This is a genomic window from Ruminococcus sp. AM42-11, assembly GCF_003480145.1.
GTDB lineage: Bacteria > Bacillota > Clostridia > Lachnospirales > Lachnospiraceae > Blautia_A > Blautia_A faecis.
This window is the reverse complement of record NZ_QUIO01000007.1, coordinates 102,080-119,596: the sequence shown is the minus strand read 5'-3', so window position 1 is coordinate 119,596 and position 17,517 is coordinate 102,080. Positions and strand designations below refer to the sequence as shown.

General features: G+C 42.5%; 15 protein-coding genes and 2 pseudogenes. 14 read left to right on the top strand and 3 right to left on the bottom strand.

Annotated elements, in window-relative coordinates; genetic code table 11:
• Positions 1 to 52 precede the first annotated feature (52 nt).
• The 7 genes from DW904_RS06320 (at position 53) to DW904_RS06285 (ending at position 4,877) form a co-directional block, all read left to right on the top strand.
• Positions 53 to 265, top strand: a complete 213-nt coding sequence (locus DW904_RS06320; RefSeq protein ID WP_054335624.1) for a sporulation initiation factor Spo0A C-terminal domain-containing protein — start codon at positions 53 to 55, stop codon at positions 263 to 265.
• A 7-nt stretch (positions 266 to 272) separates the two neighbouring features.
• The gene (locus tag DW904_RS06315) at positions 273 to 704 is read left to right on the top strand and encodes a hypothetical protein (RefSeq protein WP_117457282.1); all 432 of its coding nucleotides are present in this window, start codon (positions 273 to 275) and stop codon (positions 702 to 704) included.
• Positions 705 to 1,030: 326 nt separating this feature from the next.
• Complete coding sequence (locus DW904_RS06310; protein ID WP_008688165.1) at positions 1,031 to 1,504, top strand: sigma factor-like helix-turn-helix DNA-binding protein; 474 nt, start codon at positions 1,031 to 1,033, stop codon at positions 1,502 to 1,504.
• 573 nt (positions 1,505 to 2,077) lie between these two features.
• Positions 2,078 to 2,443, top strand: a complete 366-nt coding sequence (locus tag DW904_RS06300) for a type II toxin-antitoxin system PemK/MazF family toxin (RefSeq protein WP_117457283.1) — start codon at positions 2,078 to 2,080, stop codon at positions 2,441 to 2,443.
• 136 nt (positions 2,444 to 2,579) lie between these two features.
• On the top strand, positions 2,580 to 2,759 hold the full coding sequence (locus DW904_RS06295) for a hypothetical protein (RefSeq protein ID WP_008688169.1): 180 nt from the start codon (positions 2,580 to 2,582) through the stop codon (positions 2,757 to 2,759).
• Positions 2,760 to 2,836: 77 nt separating this feature from the next.
• Positions 2,837 to 4,249, top strand: a complete 1,413-nt coding sequence (locus tag DW904_RS06290) for a recombinase family protein (RefSeq protein WP_008688170.1) — start codon at positions 2,837 to 2,839, stop codon at positions 4,247 to 4,249.
• A 133-nt stretch (positions 4,250 to 4,382) separates the two neighbouring features.
• A complete protein-coding gene (locus DW904_RS06285; RefSeq protein ID WP_118578574.1) occupies positions 4,383 to 4,877 on the top strand; it encodes a sigma-70 family RNA polymerase sigma factor in 495 nt (164 codons plus the stop codon).
• A 93-nt stretch (positions 4,878 to 4,970) separates the two neighbouring features.
• Here the strand turns inward: DW904_RS06285 and sstT are convergent, their stop codons facing one another.
• Complete coding sequence (sstT, locus tag DW904_RS06280; protein WP_118578572.1) at positions 4,971 to 6,194, bottom strand: serine/threonine transporter SstT; 1,224 nt, start codon at positions 6,192 to 6,194, stop codon at positions 4,971 to 4,973.
• A gap of 93 nt (positions 6,195 to 6,287) precedes the next feature.
• Entirely contained in the window at positions 6,288 to 6,893 is a 606-nt protein-coding gene (locus tag DW904_RS06275; protein ID WP_347562037.1) for a QueT transporter family protein, read from the bottom strand.
• 420 nt (positions 6,894 to 7,313) lie between these two features.
• Between DW904_RS06275 and DW904_RS06270 the strand changes: the two genes are divergently transcribed.
• Positions 7,314 to 8,903: a glycoside hydrolase family 43 protein gene (locus DW904_RS06270; protein ID WP_118578570.1), complete on the top strand. Its 1,590-nt coding sequence runs from the start codon at positions 7,314 to 7,316 to the stop codon at positions 8,901 to 8,903.
• Between the two features lie 319 nt (positions 8,904 to 9,222).
• On the opposite strand, the gene uvrB is transcribed toward DW904_RS06270, so the two are convergent.
• Complete coding sequence (gene uvrB, locus DW904_RS06265; protein ID WP_118578568.1) at positions 9,223 to 11,211, bottom strand: excinuclease ABC subunit UvrB; 1,989 nt, start codon at positions 11,209 to 11,211, stop codon at positions 9,223 to 9,225.
• A 250-nt stretch (positions 11,212 to 11,461) separates the two neighbouring features.
• On the opposite strand from uvrB, the gene DW904_RS06260 reads away from it, so the two are divergent.
• The 6 genes and pseudogenes from DW904_RS06260 to dnaK all read left to right on the top strand — a co-directional run bounded on the left by DW904_RS06260 (position 11,462) and on the right by dnaK (position 17,398).
• Positions 11,462 to 12,037 carry a chromate transporter gene (locus DW904_RS06260; RefSeq protein ID WP_118578566.1) on the top strand — a complete coding sequence of 192 codons (576 nt, stop codon included), beginning with the start codon at positions 11,462 to 11,464 and terminating at the stop codon, positions 12,035 to 12,037.
• A complete protein-coding gene (locus DW904_RS06255; protein WP_118578564.1) occupies positions 12,034 to 12,603 on the top strand; it encodes a chromate transporter in 570 nt (189 codons plus the stop codon). The genes DW904_RS06260 and DW904_RS06255 overlap by 4 nt, the downstream gene beginning before the upstream one ends.
• Before the next feature lie 92 nt (positions 12,604 to 12,695).
• Positions 12,696 to 13,238: a TIGR00730 family Rossman fold protein gene (locus DW904_RS06250; RefSeq protein ID WP_118578562.1), complete on the top strand. Its 543-nt coding sequence runs from the start codon at positions 12,696 to 12,698 to the stop codon at positions 13,236 to 13,238.
• A gap of 444 nt (positions 13,239 to 13,682) precedes the next feature.
• A pseudogene (gene hrcA / locus DW904_RS06245) lies at positions 13,683 to 14,722 on the top strand (heat-inducible transcriptional repressor HrcA).
• Positions 14,723 to 14,738: 16 nt separating this feature from the next.
• Complete coding sequence (grpE, locus tag DW904_RS06240; protein ID WP_243110321.1) at positions 14,739 to 15,401, top strand: nucleotide exchange factor GrpE; 663 nt, start codon at positions 14,739 to 14,741, stop codon at positions 15,399 to 15,401.
• A gap of 115 nt (positions 15,402 to 15,516) precedes the next feature.
• A pseudogene (dnaK, locus tag DW904_RS06235) lies at positions 15,517 to 17,398 on the top strand (molecular chaperone DnaK).
• Positions 17,399 to 17,517: the final 119 nt, after the last annotated feature.

Sequence of the window (17,517 nt, the reverse complement as noted above, 5' to 3'; positions counted from 1 at the left end):
AAATTAGTTCCATAGAACAAGATGTAATTCTTTTTATATTGGAGGAAAATGAATGAGAGAGAAAACTATTTATGAGAAGATTGCAGAAAAGTACAACACAACACCAGAAGAAGTACGCAGAGAAATGCAGATAGCCATAGATGCAGGCTTTGATAATCCTGATCCAGCTGTGCAGGAAAAATGGAAGAAAATGACACTTAAAGGAGACAGACCCACACCGGAAGAAGTAATCAATTACGCAGTAAAACAATTAAAAGGAAATTAATGAAAATATGAAGAAAAAGATAATTGCAGTGATAACAGGAGCAGTGATCTTGATAATTGCTGCAGGAAGTATTTATGGGAAAACTGAATCCGGTCATAAGAGAGGTGAACCGGATGTAGTAGGAACATTTTCCATAAATCGGGATGAAAATTTAACTGTGGTCGCTAATCGGGAAAATATTGAGGATAGGGAAGCGTTTGCAAGAGAACTTTTGCAGATGTACAAGGATGATTCTTTTCATTCGACAAAATTCTCTACAGACAGGGGATATGCGACGAGCATTGATATGAACATCTATTTATGGAAAGAGGATATTGAAGACGGGGAATCGGTAATGACAGCCGAATACAGACCTGTAGAATATGGAAAGGACTATGATGTTGTCAATAATCCTGATAAATTCCAACTATATATAGATGGAAAAGAAGTAGAAGAATAACACGGTGAACTTTTTACACTGAAATATGTACGATTCTAATAATGACATGAACTTATGGGAACGTATTGCGGATACTTTGTGAACTTTATCCTGATACAATGATTATGCTGATGAAAGAGGGCATAGATAACTGGATACAAGAAAGAGACGAAAGCCTCAGTAGTTAAGAAAAAACTACTGGGGCTTTTTTTTGTGCCTGAATTTTTCAGCCAATAACTGCGGGTATGTCCCGGCAGGATAAAGGCGGAGCAGGCATGATCCTAAACAGAGGTCCGCCTTCTGGATTTGAAACGAGCAACAAGATTTCAAATTCAGGAGGAACGGATATGTATATTGAACACCCATATTTTTATGACGGAAAGTACTACGCAAATATTGATGGAGAAATGATCGAGATTACAAGAGAAGTTGCGTATGCGATGAACAATTTTTACAGAAGTAGCAAGGCAAAAAAAGTTGAGATTAAGAACGAACTGGGGGAAGTCGTGGATAAGATGCTGCGGGAGGTACCTTACAGTGGACAGTCCATTGATGGGGAAGGATTCATGATTGAAGATTTCCCGGATCTGAATTGTGACGTGGAGCACAGTGTACTGACGAAAATGGAACAGCAGGATATTCATAAAGTGATCGATCAGCTGAATACCGAGGAACGCATGATTATTTACGGCATTTTCTTTGAAAACAAGACACAGACACAGATGGCAGAGATTATGGGGATTTCCAGACAGGTATTAGCTTACAAGCTGAAAACGATCCTTAATAAAATGCGTGAAATGTATATGAAAAAAATTTTTTAAAAAATTTCGAAAATTTTTTTGCATCTGCCGAAGTCATTTGACTTTAGTAATTAGAGGAGCTTTAAGGACTCCCTAAAATGCACCATGATAACTGAATATCCAATAATAACTGACGTGACATTTCATACAGTGAGCACGAGGAAGATGCCGCTATAGGATTATAAGACGTAAGAAACTATTTAGAGTCAATAATGCTGCGAAAAAGCACTGACCAAAGCCAGTCGGCAGGCTGGTGATGCGATGACATGTGTGAGATGCGATACACTTGCAGACCCTGAGAAGTCTGTAACTGGTAAACCTATGAACTGCCAGAGCCTGGAAACGAGAGTTTTTGGGTTGTGGTCCGGAGTATAGCATCCGGGCAGGTTATTATTCCCTTCCTGCAGATGCAGGAGTAACGATTCGGGGTATCGAGGATAAATAGAATCGAGCGAGCACTGTTTAATAATCAAATTGGCTATAGAGGTTATGCGGCAGAGCTTTCCATCTTGGAAAGGAACTCTGCCGTATTCCTGTGGAGCCAATATAGCGCTATGAATGCTTTACAAATTAAAAAGATTGGAGAGATGACAAGTGACGATTCGAAGAGGAGATATCTTATGGGCGGATCTCGGTATGTTCCCGACAACTTCGGTTCAGGGTGGAGTAAGACCGGTGATCGTAGTAAGTAACAACAAAGCCAATACATACAGTTCAGTCATTACAGTAGTTCCGCTGACATCAAGAATATATAAGAAGCGGTATTTACCAACACATGTATTTATCAGTAAATACGATATGACAGGGATCCGAAAAGGAAGCCTGGCATTGGCTGAACAGGTTATGAGCATTTCTACAAAATGCATTATTGAGAAATGCGGAAGAGTAAATAAGTGGAGTTTGGATCGGGTACTGAAAGCAGTACGGATTCAAATGGGAATGAACGAAAGCGAGCAATGATATTCCTGCTTTCGACAATTCAACAGAAAACGACGTCATAAAATGTAGATAACACAAAAGAATGACAATACAGGACGAGCGGTTCTGGTGATTTTTTAGAGACGATTGAATATGATTTATAAAGGGAGGGATTGCGATGGCATTAAAAATTGTAAGAAGATATGATGCAAATGGTAATGTGATCGAAGATAAAGATTTAGAAAGATTCAAATTGGATTCCCCGGTAGTTCGTCAGATCTTATATCAGATGAATAAAGAGATGGGAGCAGTTGATAATATTAAAGTCGATGCAGCTGAAAGAAGAAATTTCATATAACATACTTAGACAAATAAAATAAGTTGAAATTTTTCTGGAAGGATGGTATAGTATACGTGAGAGGAGGAAAGAGCGAGGTGAGAAACATAAGAATTGGAAAGAATACCTCAAATAATAAAAAAACAGGATTGTATATCAGAGTTTCTACAAATTTTCAGTTTGAAGAAGGATATTCAGTAGGTGCTCAGACAGAGAAGCTTGAAAAGTATTGTAATTATCAGGAGATTGATAATTATGATCTGTATATTGACGGTGGCTATTCAGGAAGCAATCTGAATCGACCGGAGATGAAACGTCTTATTAAAGAAATTCAAGAGGGCAAAGTGGAATCAGTTGTAGTTGTTAAACTTGATCGTTTGTCCAGAAGTCAGAAAGATACGATTTATCTTCTGGAAGACGTGTTTGAAGCAAATGATGTTGGATTTATTTCTTTAAATGAGAACTTTGATACAACAACACCATATGGAAAAGCAATGGTAGGTATCTTATCTGTATTTGCTCAGTATGAACGTGAAAATATTCGTGAACGTACACAGATGGGAATTACAGAGAGAATCAAAACCGGAAAATGGAGAGGGACGAAACCACCATTTGGTTATGACTATAATAACGGTGATGACGTTCTTGTGCCAAATAAAGATGCAGAAACAGTCAGAAAGATTTTTGAATTATATAAGGAAGGCTATTCCACGTATGCACTGGCAAAGATGTTCGATTTAAAAGGAGACAAACAAGTGTCCGATATGTTATCCAGAGTGACATACATTGGAAAGCTCAAATATAATAAGGAAATCGTTGATGGTCTTCACGAGCCGATAGTTGATAAAAAACTGTTTGATGAAGTTCAGGAATTGCGAAAAACAAGAACGAGAGCAACTTCTCATAAATCACAGTATTTACTTACTGGGTTAATATATTGTGGATTATGTGGGGCAAAGATGCGTTATCAAAAATGGAGCGGTGGAAGAGTGATGATTTACTGTTACTCATTAGACCATAGTAAACCACACCTGGTTAAGAATCCAAATTGCCAGAACGGAAAATTGGATGCAGCTGAAGTTGAAGAAGTTGTTGTCAGTGATATGCTGAAATTATCAAAGGAATATGAGGTAATCGAAGAAAAATCAGAACAGCAAAATCAAAAAGGATTTGAAGCTATGAACCAGAGAAAATCAGTTCTTGAAGGTAAGCTGAAATCCCTGTATAATTTATATGCATCCGATACCAATAATAGTGTCCTGCTGGAGACGATTGGTGAGATCAATAAAGAATTGGAAAATCTGAATACACAGATAGAACAGTACACATTAAAGAACACCAGAGCAAAAGATATGACAGCAAGAGCTAAAGCATTCAAAAGTGTTGCTGACAGCTGGGAGTTCATGTCTTTCAATGAAAGACAGAAGACTGTACGTGAATATATCAAAAAGATCAAAATATCGAATGATTATGTTGAAATTGAGTATAATGATCTTTTGACACTACAGTAAATTACATTTCTATAGTTAATACATCGCAAGGGGATATATCTTCTTGCGTGTAAAATTTCATATATCTTATTCAAGATAATTACCCTATTGGATAAAGGAAATTTCAAAATTTCCACTATAATACATTATCCCAATGATCATTGGAGAGATTAAGCGGTTTCTTAGGGATGATGGAATTCTGAAGGTGAGCCGCTCCATAAAAGAGAATCAATATAAGATCTGTAAAATGAGGGAGGAACTGGAGAAAAAGTTAGGCCGTGAGCCGGATCTAAGAGAACTTTCAGATGCTATGGATATGCCGATGGAAGAATTGGCGATGACGCTGGAATCGGCTGCAGAGGTGGATTCTATTTACAAGATTGTGTATCAGGGAGATGGAACGGATTTGCAGCTTGTGGACAGGCTTCCGGAAAAAGAGGATCGCCATGAAAAGCTTTTGAACCGGATTTTTCTGGAGGAAATTCTGGAAAAATTGGAAGGAGAGGAGAAAAGACTGATTGTATTTCGGTATTTTCAGGATATGACACAGACAGAGGTTGCAAAAAAAATGGGAATGTCCCAGGTTCAGATTTCCAGGATGGAGAAAAGGATATTGAAGAAGCTGAGAGAAATCTCCCACAAATTGTGATGCACATTTTGCAGAGAGCCTTTTTCAAACACGCTCTGGAAAAGGAGAAAAAAGCAAAGTATTTTCTCATATTTTCCAGAGCATTATTGGGTGTTAGAATTTAATCTCTTTTCCTTCCAGACGCCACTGTCTGAACTCTGCAGAAGCAGAGAGAAGCAGGTCAGAAGATGAGTTAAGGGCTGTCTCAACTGAGTCCTGGATAACTCCGATAATAAAGCCTACGGCTACAACCTGCATGGAAATGTCGTCAGAAATTCCGAAAAGGGAGCAGGCCATAGGAATCAGAAGGAGGGATCCGCCGGCAACACCAGAAGCACCACATGCAGAAAGGGCTGCAAGAAGGCTGAGGATGATAGCTGTTGGGATATCAACGTGGATTCCAAGGGTAAAAGCAGTTGCCATTGTCATAACGGTGATGGTGATAGCAGCTCCGTCCATGTTGATGGTTGCACCAAGAGGAATGGTTACGGAATAGGTGTCACGGTCGAGCCCCATCTCCTCACAGGCTTTCATATTTACTGGAATATTGGCAGCAGAACTTCTGGTGAAGAATGCGGTGATGGCACTTTTTTTCAGGCAGTGCAGAATCAGCGGATATGGATTCTTTCGGATACACCAGTAAACCAGAAGCGGGTTTGTTACAAAGTAGATGAAAAGCATGCTGCCTACCAACAGCAACAGTAGTCTTCCATAGGTAGTGAAAATGTCTAATCCATTGGTGGATACGGTGTTAAATACCAGACCGAAGATTCCGAAGGGTGCCAGGTTGATGATCCAGCTGACCACCAGGGATATTCCGTCTGCAATGTCAGCAAGGACTTTTTTTGTGGTGTTATTTGCTGTACGAAGGGCAAGACCAAGAAGGATGGCCCAGGTAAGGATACCTACATAGTTTGCATTCACCAGGGAAGATACCGGGTTGGCAACAATATTCAGAAGAAGGTTGCTGAGGACCTCCACAATACCCTGTGGGGCACTGGCGTCTGCGGCTGCATTGGTAAGTGTCAGGTGTACAGGGAAAATCATGCTGGCGAAAACGGCAATCACAGCTGCCAGTACAGTGCTGAACATGTAAAGGGCAACTACTGTTTTGATAACGCCGCCATGGGATTTTCCTGCGTTGCACAGTGAACTGAGAACCAGAAAGAATACCAGAAGGGGTGCGATGGCTTTCAGAGCACCTACAAATACATCGCCAAGGATGGCAATGCTGGTTGCACCGGGGGCTGCAACTCCAAGGATGGCACCAAGAATCAGACCAACGACGATTCGTTTCACCAGTGCAATCCCGGTCCATTTGTTCCATAAATTTTTCATTTGTTTCTTTACCTCTTTCCCTCTTTAATTTGATAAAAGATTAATTAATTATATAGTATGCAGGGAGGATTCGCAATAAAATATATGATGAAATTAATGAAAATGAGAGACTTTTTTGAAAAAAAGAAAAAATAGAGAAAAAAATCCGGGTAAGGAGGAGCATAAAAACCTCTTACCCGGGTTTGCAAATTGAAAAAAATTATTTAGCAGCAGCCTGTTTGCCAAACAGTGTATTCTTGTACTTGGAAAGTGCAGTGAGAAGTACCATTCCAAAGATTCCGCAGGAATGATCTCTCCGGCACCTACCGTAAGCATCATAAGTGGAATCGGAAGATTGACGGAATAGCCGTAACGAAGTACGAATGGAACCAGAACTGCATTGGCTACGATTGGTGGAACTGGTGCCAGCCATTTGTTGCTGTTACGAAGTTTGTAAGTAAATACAGCTCCGATGAGGGTTGCGATGCTTCCGAATGCAATATCCAGAGGAATTGCACCGCCAAGCAGGTTGGCAAGGATACAGCCTACAAAAAGACCAGGAATGGCAGCTGGTGTGAAGAATGGAAGAATGGTCAGGGCTTCGGAAATTCGAACCTGAATCTCTCCATAACTAAACGGTGCAAACACCAGTGTCAGTACAACATAGACAGCCGCAATCAGCGCTGCCTGCACCAGAAACAGGGTACTCTTGTTTTTCATATTCATTTGTCTCCTTTAGTTTTGTTTTACGAGTGGAAGGTCACGAACACTCGATTCATTTTCGCGCTGCAATGAGTCAAGCGGCCATGCTTACATGGACATTTGACGAATGCCGCGGAGGCATATACCGGAAGGTATATGGCCTACGCCGGGAATCGGCGGAAAAGCCGCTTAAGACCTTATTTTTCTGGGCTTTTCAACGGGCATCAGTATAACATATAGAATTCCGGTTTTCAAGAGGTTATCCCCAAAATGTTCGGAGCATACCCACATTTTCCCATATTTGCAGTGCCGTTTATACAACTTTTCCTGTAATACAGCAAAAGTTTTTAGGGTTGTTATTCCTTCTGAATCATAGTAATCTATAGATATCTTATGAAGAGAACCGCATTTGTCGGTTTGCAGGTCAGGAGGAAAAATATGCCAGATATCAGAATACAAAAATACAAAAATCCCATTATTTCTGGTTACAATCCAGATCCGTCGATTTGCAGAGTCGGGGATGATTTTTATCTTGTAAATTCAACTTTTGAATTCTATCCCGGAGTGCCGGTTTACCACAGTAAGAATCTTGTGAACTGGGAACTGATCAATTACTGTCTGAGAGATAAAGAGCAGCTTTATCTGGACGGTGTTCGGCCGTCAGGCGGAATTTATGCGCCGATGCTCTGTTACCATAACGGTGAGTTTTTTATGACCACTACCAATGTGTCACATAAGGGACATTTGATTGTACATACCAGCGATATTTATGGGAAATGGTCAAAGCCGGTATGGATTGATCAGGAAGGGATTGATCCTACTTTGCTGTTTGATGGTGAAGATGTTTACTTCGCCTCTACTTCCAGAGATAAAGATGACAGGGATGGAATTTTTATGTGTAAAATCAATCCATACACAGGAGAAAAGCTGTCCGAAAGTGTATGTATCAGTCATGGATGCGGCGGAATCTGTCCGGAGGGACCTCATATTTACAAGCTGAATGGAAAATATTATTTGCTTCTTGCAGAGGGTGGCACAGAATATGGACATATGGTTACCATGCAAAGAGCAGATTCTCCATTTGGACCGTATGAGGTGTGTCCCCATAACCCAATTCTCAGTCACCGGGATAATCCGGATGGCTCTATTTCCTGCACTGGACATGCTGATCTGGAAGTAGATCAGAATGGAAACTGGTGGCTGGTTTGTCTGGGAATTCGGCCTTCTTGCACTCCGCAGCGAGGTCTGAAACTTCATCATCTTGGAAGAGAGACATTTTTAAGCCCTGTAAAATGGGATGAAGAGGGTTGGCCGGTTGTTGGAAACGATGGCAGAATCGCTTTGGAAATGGAGGGACCACTTCCAGGCGACCAGGTGCAGCCGATATGCCGGGATTTTACAGATGATTTTTCGGAAGAGAAATTCAGCCTGCATTATAACTGGGTTCGAACTCCGCATATGGAAAATTATGTGCGTGATACCGCTGCCAGACGGCTTATTTTGAAAGGAACAAGCGTAACTTTAAATGACACGGATACTCCGACATGGGTCGGAATCAGGCAGAAGGAATTTGATGTTGAGGCAGATGTTGTGGTGAGTCTGAAAGGAAATTTTTCAGATGCCTGTCCGTTTTCCCAAGACAGCAACGTCAAAGGTCTAAATAAAAGAGTGGGACTGGGTACATTCTACAATCAATTTTATCATTATGAAATTTACTTAACCAGAGAGGGCGGACAGTACAAGGTTTGTCTTTCCAGGCATATTCATGATATGTTTGCAAGAACAGCTGAGAAGGTAGTATCCTCTGGGGAAAATATTCATTTTCGTATTATCGGTAATCCTCTGGAATATGATTTCTGGTACAGCGAAGATGGAAAATACTATGAGAAGCTGGGCAGCGGTTCTACTGCAGGGCTGGCTACAGAAGGAACTATGTACATGAGTTTTACCGGAACTTATATCGGAATGTTCTCAGAAAATGCGGAAGGGCATTTTAGAAATTTTTCAGTGAAGATAAATAAAAATTAATTGATGAATAATCAAGGTTAACGGAACCCCTTGCCGGGCGGGATCGCACTGCGGCGCAAATATAAATGTGGCCGGAGGCGATCCGCTGCAGGCAGAGAATCCTGTAAATTGTGACGTACATCTTACAGAAATCTTTTTCAAACAGAGACTGTGAGAAAAAGTCTGTAAATAAGATTTTTCTATGATATGCAAGGGCGGTGAGCCTGAAAATCAGGCTTTTCACTCTTCAAACACGCTTTAATCAGATCGTGAAGCGCTCTCTTGAAGCTGATAAATAGTGCCAAATCTGACTGGCAAAATGCATGGGGAAATCGAAGGATTACTTTTCCGCATCTGCAAGATTTTTCTTCAATTCGATCATTTTGTCACGCAGCTCTGCTGCCTGCTCGAAGTTCAAGTCTGCAGCAGCCTGGCGCATCTGTTTTTCCAACTGGGAGATTAGGTTCTTCAGCTCTTTTTTGCTCATGGATTCCGGATCCTTCTTCAGCTTCACTTCAGTTTCAGCAACTGCCTTGGAAACTGCAATCAGATCACGGACTGCCTTCTTAATAGTAGTAGGAGTAATTCCATGCTCTTTATTATAGGCTTCCTGGATTTCCCTGCGACGGTTGGTTTCCTCAATGGCATTTCTCATGGAATCCGTCATCACGTCTGCATACATGATAACGTGTCCTTCGCTGTTTCGGGCAGCACGGCCAATGGTCTGGATCAGGGAAGTCTCAGAACGAAGGAAGCCCTCCTTGTCTGCATCCAGAATAGCAACCAGAGTGATCTCAGGAATATCAAGTCCTTCTCGCAGAAGGTTAATGCCTACAAGCACATCAAATACATCCAGACGCATGTCGCGGATGATTTCTGCACGCTCCAGGGTATCAATATCCGAATGAAGATAACGGACACGGATTCCCACATCTTTCATATACTGGGTAAGATCCTCGGCCATTCGTTTGGTGAGAGTTGTGATCAGCACTTTGTTTTTTCTGGAGGTTTCTTTCGTTATTTCAGAAATCAGGTCGTCTATCTGTCCCTCTACAGGGCGCACCTCCACTTTCGGATCCAGAAGACCGGTAGGACGGATGATCTGCTCGGCGCGGAGAAGCTCATGGTCGTATTCATAATCTCCCGGGGTAGCAGATACAAACAAAACCTGGTCAAGTTTATTCTCAAATTCTTCAAAACTCAGAGGGCGGTTATCCTTAGCAGAGGGCAGACGGAAACCATAGTCTACCAATGTCTGTTTACGGTTCTGGTCGCCAGCATACATAGCGCCAACCTGTGGGACTGTCTTGTGCGACTCATCAATAATAAGAAGAAAATCATCCCCGAAATAATCCAGCAGAGTATAAGGTGGCTGCCCTGGCTCCAGTCCGGAAAGATGACGGGAATAGTTCTCAATACCGGAGCAGAAGCCGGTTTCTTTCATCATTTCAATATCAAAGTTGGTACGCTCGGAGATACGCTGGGCTTCCAGAAGCTTGTCTTCGCTTTTAAAGTAGTCTACCCGTTCTTTTAATTCCTCTTCAATGGCAATGGCTGCTTTCTGAATCTGCTCCGCTGGTACTACATAATGGGAAGCAGGGAAAATACCGATGTGCGCAAGCTGACATTTGATTTCTCCGGTGAGCACATCAATCTCAGAGATACGGTCAATCTCATCTCCGAAAAACTCCACTCTGACAGCGGTATCTGAGCTGTTAGCCGGAAAAATCTCCAGAGTGTCGCCACGGACGCGGAAGGTACTTCGGTGGAAGTCCATTTCATTTCGGGTGTACTGAATGTCGATCAGCTCCCGGATAACCTCATCACGATCCTTAGTCATGCCAGGACGCAGGGAAATCATCATGTCCTGAAATTCCTGAGGAGAACCCAATCCATAGATACAGGACACAGAAGAGATGATAATAACATCTTTTCGCTCTGACATGGCGGCAGTGGCAGAAAGACGGAGCTTGTCAATTTCATCATTGATCGCAGAGTCCTTGGCAATATAAGTGTCAGAAGAAGGCACATATGCTTCTGGCTGGTAATAATCGTAATAGGAGACAAAGTATTCCACTGCGTTCTCAGGGAAGAATTCCTTAAACTCACCATAGAGCTGCGCTGCCAAAGTTTTATTATGGGCCAGGATCAGAGTAGGCTTATTCAGCGCCTGAATAACGTTTGCCATAGTAAAAGTTTTACCAGAGCCGGTGACACCAAGCAGCGTCTCAAACTGATTTCCCTCTTTAAATCCCTTTACCAGTTTCTCAATAGCCTGTGGCTGATCGCCGGTTGGTTTATACTCGGAATGTAATTCAAAATGATCCATATGAGTCCTTTCTTTTATAAAATCAAACACGCTTTAACTGTTTTCAGTATAGCATCCTTTTTTATAAAAGTACAGCAGAATCGAATATTTGTTCTGCCTTCTGAAATGCCAGAAGCATTCCAAAACTTTAATTGACAGACATACCTATAGTGCGTTATCTTAAAAAAGAAAAGCGTGATTGTTCATGACCTGACCAGTAACACGCTTCGCGATGCACAGAAATCATGCAGAATTATTAGGAGTGCCGGAAATGGAAGAAAAACAAAAGAATAAAAGATATGTGCTGAGAAAGCTTTTTTTTGCCTCGTTATATCTTAGTACGTTTACTTTTGGCGGCGGATATGTGATCGTTACTTTATTGAAAGAGAAATTTGTGGATCAATATCACTGGATCGATGAGGAAGAAATGCTGGATCTGGTGGCAATCGCACAGTCATCTCCAGGAGCAATCGCGGTAAACGGAGCAATTGTGGTGGGATACAAGCTTGGGGGAATACCGGGAATGTTGCTGTCGGTTCTGGGGGCTATTATTCCGCCAATGGTGATCCTGTCCCTGATTTCCTTGTTTTATGATGCATTCTGCTCTAATTATTATATAGCAGCTCTTTTGAAAGGCATGACTGCCGGCGTAGGTGCTGTGATCATTTCCGTGGTATACGACATGGGGAAAAACGTGGCGAAGTCAAAAGACTGGGTAAATGTGATTATTATGGTCATCAGTTTTTGTGCAAGCTATTTTCTGAAGGTGAACATTATTTATATAATACTTATTGTGGCTGTATTTGGATTTGCGCGTACACTTGTGAAGGAGGGCAGCAAAAAATGATTTATCTTCAGCTCTTTTTCAGCTTCCTTCAGATTGGTGCATTAAGCTTTGGAGGTGGATATGCAGCAATGCCTCTTATACAGGAACAGGTAGTGACTATGCATGGCTGGCTTTCCATGGAAACCTTTTCGGATCTTGTGACCATTGCAGAGATGACTCCTGGTCCTATTGCAGTAAACTCCGCAACCTTTGTAGGAACCAGGATTGCTGGTCCTGGTGGCGCAGTGGTGGCTACTCTTGGCTGTATTTTACCCTCCTGTATAATTGTAACCCTGCTGGCATATATTTACACGAAATACCGGAAAATGTCCCTTCTCCAGGGAACTCTTACATCCCTTCGCCCGGCGGTTGTGGCCATGATCGCCAAGGCAGGAGTCACCATTTTAGTATCATCCTTTTTTATAAATGGTGCACTGGAACTGTTTCGGGAAAACATATGCATTCGAATGGTGGTGTTCTTTACTGCCGCACTGGTGCTTTTAAGAAAATTTAAAATGAATCCCATTCTGGTGATGGTTTTGTGCGGTGTGGCAAATATGTTGTTTTGCGCGGCTGTCGGAAGCTGACTGGAAAATATATGCCAGCTGACTTTCGTATATGGTGCTGCCGCAGGTAGGCTGCACCTGTGTTTAGAAGAAAAAATAAGGGGGATAACAGATTGAACATATGTGTATATGGCGCTTCAAGTGCACTGCTTAAAAACATTTATTATGAAAAAACAGAAGAGCTTGGAAGAGCAATGGGAAAAAGAGGTCACGGTCTGGTGTTTGGCGGCGGAGCTACCGGAATGATGGGAGCAGCAGCCAGAGGCGTGGCAGCAGAAAATGGTTACATACTTGGAATTGCTCCCCGATTTTTTGACCAGCCTGGAGTTCTGTATGAGAAATGCACGGAATTTATTTTCACAGAGAATATGAGAGAGCGCAAAAAACTTCTGGAAGAAAAATCAGATGCTACGATCGTAGCACCTGGCGGAATTGGTACCTACGAGGAATTTTTTGAGATTTTTACCTTGAAAAGCCTGAAACGTATTGACCGCCCAATTGTGCTGTATAACATTGACGGATATTATGACAAGATGAAAGCATTGCTGGAGTACACAGCAGAAGAGAAATTCATGGATTTTTCCGTGCTGGATCTGGTAGTCTTTCTGGATGAGCCGACAGCAGTTCTTGACTATCTGGAAAATTATAAAAAATAGAGGCTGCTATTCAGCAGGGGCTGTTTTGCGAAACATATAACTGTGAAGGTGCTGAACAGTTACAAAACGGATATGTCGCCTATGGGCGGTATTCCTATATAGGAAAGAAGATGCCAGGGAAAATTTTCTCAAGGCATCTTTTTCATTTATGCGGCAGCAAACATAAGACTGCGTTGGCAGATACCTGATAGTATCCTTGCTGTCCAAAAAAAGTATTGCAGTAAGGAGAATTTAGCCAGAATGGTAAAGTATAGGGTAAAAACTATCAAAAAAGATGAAAAAAATTTGTAAAAAATATTGACAAAAGGAATACTGAGGTGTATCTTAAGAACATAGATGTTAGCACTCCTAAATGATGAGTGCTAACAAAAGGAATTCGAAGAAGCCAGACGGAAATCAGAATCAGGTTTGACCGTCTGCTTTTCAGGAAGGAGCAGATATTTCATGGATGAAGTATTAGATGAGCGCAAACGGAAAATACTGAAAGCAATCATCAAAACTTATATGGAAACAGGTGAGCCTGTAGGTTCCAGAACTATTTCCAAATATCCGGATCTGAATGTCAGCTCTGCTACTATCCGAAATGAGATGTCCGACCTGACGGATATGGGCTACATCGTACAGCCCCACACCTCAGCCGGAAGAATTCCATCAGATAAAGGCTATCGCCTTTATGTAGATGAGCTTACCAGGGAGAAGGAAGCCGAGATCGCAGAAATCCGTGATCTGATGATTGAGAAGTCAGATAAGATGGATAAGGTGCTCAAGCAGGTGGCGAAGGTTCTTGCCACGAATACCAATTATGCGGCTATGGTTGCGGTTCCCCAGTATAAGGGAAGCACCCTGAAGTTCATTCAGCTTTCACGAGTCAATGAGCGGCAGCTGATTGCCGTAGTTGTATGTGAGGGTAATGTCATTCGGAACCAGATCATCAATATTGATGAGGAGATGGATGACCAGACGATCCTGAAGCTGAATCTTCTTCTTAACACGAACCTGAACGGTGTACCCATCCAGGACATTAATCTGGCATGATCGCCAGATTGAAAGAACAGGCGGGAAGCCACAGCGGTGTGGTTGCAGATGTGCTGGACGCAGTTGCAGCTACAATTCACGTGGACGAAGAAGATATGAAAGTATATACATCGGGAGCAACCAACATATTTAAGTATCCAGAGCTTGCAGATACATCCAGAGCCAGTGAGCTGATTTCCACTTTCGAGGATAAGCAGGAACTTGCGGATATGGTCCGTGAGGAAATGGGAGATCCGGAGAACACAGGAGTTCAGGTATACATCGGGGATGAAGTTCCGGTACGTACCATGAAAGACTGCAGTGTGGTCACAGCTACTTACGAGTTGGGAGATGGAATGCGTGGAACTATTGGAATCATCGGTCCCAAGCGAATGGATTACGAGAATGTAGTGGACAGCTTAAAGAAATTAAAAGTCCAGCTTGACGAAATGGTAAATAAGAAAACCTAGAAAGGCGGTTGAAAGCGTGTCAGAAGAAATGAATAAAGAAGCCGAAGTACAGGAAGAAGCAGTTGACATTCCGGTAACAGACGGAAGCGAAGAAGAGGCAGCAGATACAGCCCAGACAGCAGAAGAGGAGACTTCCGAGGAACCAGCACAGACAGAAGAAACTGAGCAGTCAGATCAGGAAGCAGAATCTCGGAAGGAACCGGAAACCAAGACAAAAACTTCTTTCTTCGGCAAGAAGAAAAAAGAGAAAGATAAATTCGAACAGCAGGTCGAGGAACTTACAGACAGACTGAAGCGCAGCATGGCTGAATTTGATAACTACCGTAAAAGAACGGAGAAAGAGAAATCCAGCATGTACATCATCGGCGCCAGGGACATCGTTGAAAAAATGCTTCCGATCGTGGATAACTTCGAAAGAGGTCTTGCACAGGCACCGGAGGATGATCCATTTGCAGAAGGCATGAAGATGATCTACAAGCAGATGATGACAGCTTTTGATGAGATGGGTGTGAAGCCAATCGAAGCTGTAGGTAAGGAATTTGATCCGAATCTGCATAATGCAGTGATGCATGTGGAGGACGAATCCGTTGGCGAGAACATCGTCGTAGAGGAATTTCAGAAGGGATATACCTACAAGGATTTCGTTGTAAGACACAGTATGGTAAAAGTTGCTAATTAACAGAAAGCAGCTTGGAGAATCAAACTTCATCGACATTTTCTAAAAACAAAGTATAAATGTTACTGTTCGTGTAATGGACAGCAACCATGAATTTTTAAACAGGAGGAAAATTATCATGGGAAAAATCATTGGTATTGACTTAGGTACAACAAACAGCTGTGTAGCTGTTATGGAAGGTGGACAGCCAACCGTTATCGCAAATACAGAAGGATCCAGAACAACACCATCTGTTGTAGCATTCACAAAGACAGGTGAGCGTCTGGTAGGTGAGCCTGCAAAACGTCAGGCAGTAACAAACGCAGAGAAAACAATCTCTTCCATCAAGAGAGAGATGGGTACAGATTACCGTGTAACAATTGATGATAAGAAATATTCCCCACAGGAAATTTCCGCTATGATTCTTCAGAAACTGAAAAAAGACGCTGAAGGATACCTTGGAGAGTCTGTTACAGAAGCAGTTATCACTGTTCCGGCATATTTCAATGATGCTCAGCGTCAGGCAACCAAGGATGCTGGTAAGATTGCAGGTCTCGATGTAAAACGTATCATCAACGAGCCTACAGCAGCAGCTCTTGCATATGGTCTTGACAATGAGAAAGAGCAGAAGATCATGGTTTATGACCTTGGTGGTGGTACATTCGATGTTTCCATTATTGAGATTGGTGATGGCGTTATCGAAGTTCTGGCAACAGCTGGTAACAACCGTCTTGGTGGTGATGACTTTGACCAGAGAATTACAGACTATATGCTTTCTGAGTTCAAGAGAACAGAGGGCGTTGACTTAAGCAACGATAAGATGGCTCTTCAGAGACTGAAAGAAGCTGCTGAGAAAGCTAAGAAAGAGCTTTCTTCCGCAACAACAACCAATATCAACCTGCCATTCATCACAGCAACAGCTGAAGGACCGAAGCATTTTGATATGAACCTTACAAGAGCTAAATTTGACGAACTTACACATGATCTTGTTGAGAAAACAGCAGAGCCGGTTCGCCGTGCACTTTCTGATGCAGGTCTTACTGCTTCTGATCTTGGACAGGTGCTTCTGGTTGGTGGATCTACACGTATCCCGGCTGTACAGGATAAAGTAAGACAGTTAACTGGCAAAGAGCCAAGCAAGGCCTTGAACCCAGATGAGTGTGTTGCACTTGGTGCTTCTATCCAGGGTGGTAAGCTTTCCGGTGAGGCTGGTGCAGGTGACATCCTTCTTCTTGATGTTACTCCACTTTCCCTGTCCATCGAGACAATGGGTGGTATTGCAACACGTCTGATCGAGAGAAATACAACTATTCCGACCAAGAAGAGCCAGATTTTCTCCACAGCAGCTGATAATCAGACCGCTGTAGATATCAATGTATTACAGGGCGAGCGTCAGTTCGCGAAAGACAACAAGTCCCTTGGACAGTTCCGTCTGGATGGAATCCCACCAGCACGTCGTGGTGTTCCGCAGATTGAGGTTACATTCGATATCGATGCCAACGGTATTGTAAATGTATCTGCTAAGGATCTTGGAACAGGTAAAGAGCAGCACATTACAATCACAGCTGGTTCTAACATGTCCGAGTCTGATATTGACAAGGCTGTTAAAGAAGCTGCTGAGTTCGAAGCTCAGGATAAGAAACGTAAAGAGGCAATTGATACAAAGAACAATGCAGACTCCATGGTATTCCAGGTTGAGAATGCACTGAAAGAAGCTGGTGATAAACTGGATGCAAATGACAAAGCTTCCGTAGAGGCTGACTTAAATGCATTAAAAGATATCCTGCTAAATATGCAAATACAGATGAGATCGGAGATGCTCAGGTCGCTGAGATCAAGCTGCTCAGGAGAAGATGATGGAAAGTGCTCAGAAGCTTTTCGCAAAGATGTATGAAGCACAGAACCCACAGGGCGGTGCTGGTCAGGCAGGCCCGGGACCGGACATGGGAGGAACTTCCCAGGGCGGTAACGAGGCAGGTTACGGCGATGATGTTGTAGATGCTGACTACAAAGAGGTTTAATTGAATAATAAGTTCCAATATTTCGGAACATGAAACTACAGCCCGGTCATGATTCATGACCGGGCAGTGGTGGTGAAAGACATATTACAGGAATTGCGCCGCTGGCGTCGTCCATAAGA

Bases quoted from the DNA above. Each gene is read 5' to 3' on its own strand.
- DW904_RS06275 (WP_347562037.1), bottom strand. From the start codon at position 6,893: ATGAAAAACAAGAGTACCCTGTTTCTGGTGCAGGCAGCGCTGATTGCG.
- sstT (WP_118578572.1), bottom strand. From the start codon at position 6,194: ATGAAAAATTTATGGAACAAATGGACCGGGATTGCACTGGTGAAACGA.
- DW904_RS06315 (WP_117457282.1), top strand. From the start codon at position 273: ATGAAGAAAAAGATAATTGCAGTGATAACAGGAGCAGTGATCTTGATA.
- DW904_RS06270 (WP_118578570.1), top strand. From the start codon at position 7,314: ATGCCAGATATCAGAATACAAAAATACAAAAATCCCATTATTTCTGGT.
- DW904_RS06260 (WP_118578566.1), top strand. From the start codon at position 11,462: ATGGAAGAAAAACAAAAGAATAAAAGATATGTGCTGAGAAAGCTTTTT.
- DW904_RS06320 (WP_054335624.1), top strand. From the start codon at position 53: ATGAGAGAGAAAACTATTTATGAGAAGATTGCAGAAAAGTACAACACA.
- DW904_RS06310 (WP_008688165.1), top strand. From the start codon at position 1,031: ATGTATATTGAACACCCATATTTTTATGACGGAAAGTACTACGCAAAT.
- uvrB (WP_118578568.1), bottom strand. From the start codon at position 11,211: ATGGATCATTTTGAATTACATTCCGAGTATAAACCAACCGGCGATCAG.
- DW904_RS06285 (WP_118578574.1), top strand. From the start codon at position 4,383: ATGATCATTGGAGAGATTAAGCGGTTTCTTAGGGATGATGGAATTCTG.
- DW904_RS06255 (WP_118578564.1), top strand. From the start codon at position 12,034: ATGATTTATCTTCAGCTCTTTTTCAGCTTCCTTCAGATTGGTGCATTA.
- DW904_RS06295 (WP_008688169.1), top strand. From the start codon at position 2,580: ATGGCATTAAAAATTGTAAGAAGATATGATGCAAATGGTAATGTGATC.